A 2,008-nucleotide genomic window follows, 5' to 3' on the forward strand; every position below is an offset into this window, starting at 1 on the left:
TGCTTTTCTATTTGAAAAGTATGCAAAAGCCTCTCGAGTTATTCTTAGCTAAAACGTTTTAAGTTGTTATTGCATCCCACTTAGTGATTGAACACCTATAACCTAGTCCTTTAACTTATTCGTTTTAGTTAAACGCGGGTTAAATATGCTTAGTCAAAAACTCATCGAGTGCACGAAGCACTTGTAGGTGATAACGCTCGCGATAAAAACTATGTCCGGCCTTGTCTAGCTCAATATACTCAACCGTTTTGTTAGCGTCTTTAAGTGCTTCCAACATACGTTTTGATTGCTCATAGGGGACGACTTTGTCACGTGTACCGTGAATAAGTAGCACTGGGTTTTTTACTTTTTCGGCAAAATTAACCGGAGAAATAGAGTCCAAGTACTCTTCAGTTGCCAGTCCATTGGCCATCGCTCCGTTCCAATAAGACATCACCCAATGATCGCTGCCCACTTTTCGTTCCATCACTTCCATCATACGATTGAGGTCCGAAACGCCATTTATCGAAACTGCACATTTGTAAACGTCTGGAGTTTGAGTAATCCCAGATAAGGCTGCGTAACCACCGTAACTCATACCTACAATACAAGCTCGGTTTTTGTCCACGATGGCTTCTTCAGCAAAGAAGTTTAGCGTATCGATAAGATCGTATTGCATGCCAGTACCCCATTGACCTTGGCCTTTCATGATATGAGTAACACCAAAGCCACTTGAGCCCCTAAATTGTGGTTGAATCACCGCATAGCCTTTTGATGCAAACAACTGCGCCATCCAGTTAAAGCCCAAAGTGTCATGCGCTCGAGGGCCGCCGTGAGGAAACATAATCACAGGTAGTGGCTTGTCACCTTTGTTAAGAGGCAGGGTTAATAAAGTAGGAATGTCTGTGCCGTCACGGGCTTCAATCTCGAATTGACGGACAGGGTGAACCGACTCAGGGTTGATGTCTTCTCGAACTGAACCTAGTAAATCAATTCCACCATTTTTATATATAACCAAATCACCGGCACTCATTTCGCCGTCCATATATAAAATCATTTCTTCCCAGTTTTCACTGAAATCAGAAATGGCAAAGGTGTTGTTTGGTAGGGCTTTGGCTAAACCGCTCATACGAGCATTGAGCTTGGGATCAAAAAACTCATAACTCGGTTTAAATCCGCTAAATCGCACACCATAAACAACTTGATCCAAGCCTTTTACTAGCGACTCAACGTCTTTATCGGCACGTTCAAAAATTGGTTCACTCAGTGAGCCGTCCTCTAGTGATAGCTCAAAGACACTAAAGGTACTGGTTTCGGTGTTGGTGGTATTGGTTAAAAGTGACTTACTGTCTGGGGTCACACCTTCAAAAGAATACACAGGAATTTCTGCTCGGTATTTAAAGATCTCAACCCACTCGCCGTCTCTCCGAGCTTCGATTGAATGTTCCTTGTTGTCGTTACTGAATCGTTCACGAGCCAAAACATTGCCATCTTGGTCTAAGAAAAAGTTGATCGTATCGGCGGTGCCTTTTTGATAAAGCTTAGGTTTTCTTTTGTTCTCTAAGTCAACCTTGTAGAGGTTAAATTGACCCGGGTTTTTGAACGCCGTCATATAGGCAAACTTTTTATCTGGAGAGATCCCAACAATATTACCAAGCTGCGTTTGTCCTTTGAAAATACCAAAACCACGAGTTAACAGCTGATGAATGGATTTATCTTTGAGGTTAAATGCATAAGCACGACTGACATTGTATCGACCGCGATAACCAAGCATCTGTTGGTCAGAAAACACCTTAAAAACGAGTCTTTCTTCGTTCACAAAAGCAATATTCGTTGGCTGTACTTCTGTAACGTCGATTGCGCCAAGTAGCTGACCTTTTTGCAAATCGATGACCACAACGGCATCTTGATCAGACGAGGTATCGCGATACGCCAATCGCGTCCCCGAAGGCGAAATGGCCATCAAGCTTTTACTCGGTAGTTTGGCATAAGCCTCGAGCGCTTTTTGGCTAGGTTGAGCGTTGGCTGT

General features: G+C 43.2%; 1 protein-coding gene. It reads right to left on the bottom strand.

The window, feature by feature from the left end; genetic code table 11:
• Positions 1 to 139: 139 nt before the first annotated feature.
• Positions 140 to 2,008, bottom strand: a 1,869-nt coding sequence (locus AC4E96_RS14085; RefSeq protein WP_490256282.1) for an alpha/beta hydrolase family protein, incomplete at its 5' end; no start/stop codon positions are given.

The sequence above is a fragment of the Psychrosphaera sp. genome (assembly GCF_982872775.1).